Source organism: Vibrio sp. YT-19(2023) (assembly GCF_033337395.1).
Map to the genome: position 1 here is coordinate 1 of NZ_JAWOQN010000819.1, position 587 is coordinate 587.

At 46.5% G+C, this 587-nt stretch carries 1 protein-coding gene; it reads right to left on the reverse strand.

Translation table 11 applies throughout. From position 1 onward, the window contains the following. Positions 1-91: 91 nt before the first annotated feature. On the reverse strand, positions 92-587 hold a 496-nt coding region (locus R7E78_RS28635; protein WP_318058949.1), incomplete at its 5' end, for a HAMP domain-containing sensor histidine kinase.

The window sequence follows — 587 nt, forward strand, 5'->3', positions numbered from 1 at the left end:
GTCTATGTAAGAGTGGGAAGCGTCTCATGCTTGGTGCGAAACAAGGCGATAGAAGTGTGCTCCATATCGCCTTTTTAGTCGTCTTTTTTCGCTAGTACTTTGGGAATGCGACGACAAACGTGTTCTTGCTATTTTCTCTCGTAATCAGCTCTATCGTTGCGCTGTGTAGCGTGGCGATATCTTTGCAAATAGACATGCCCAACCCCGCACCATCGCCTTTTTCTGAGTGACCTCGGTAGAATTGTTCAAAGATCCTTTCTCGCGTTTCTTGTGGAATCTCCGGGCCAGTGTCGGAAACCAAGATTTTGATGGCATTTCTATTTTCTTGCACATTAACTTGGATTTCGCTGTGTGCGCCTGAATAGCGAATGGCGTTGTCTACAAGGTTACGGAACAATACCTCTAACAACATTTTGTCGCCAGAAAGCGCGACTTCCGCTGGTGAGAGGCTGATGTCTTGATCTTGTCTTAAAGCAAGTGGCGCTAAATCGGCGACGACGGTTTGCAGCAATGGGGTTAGTTCGACGTTGTCAAAGACACGTTCAGATAAACTGTCTACTTTAGCAAGTGTAAGCAGTTGGTGGATG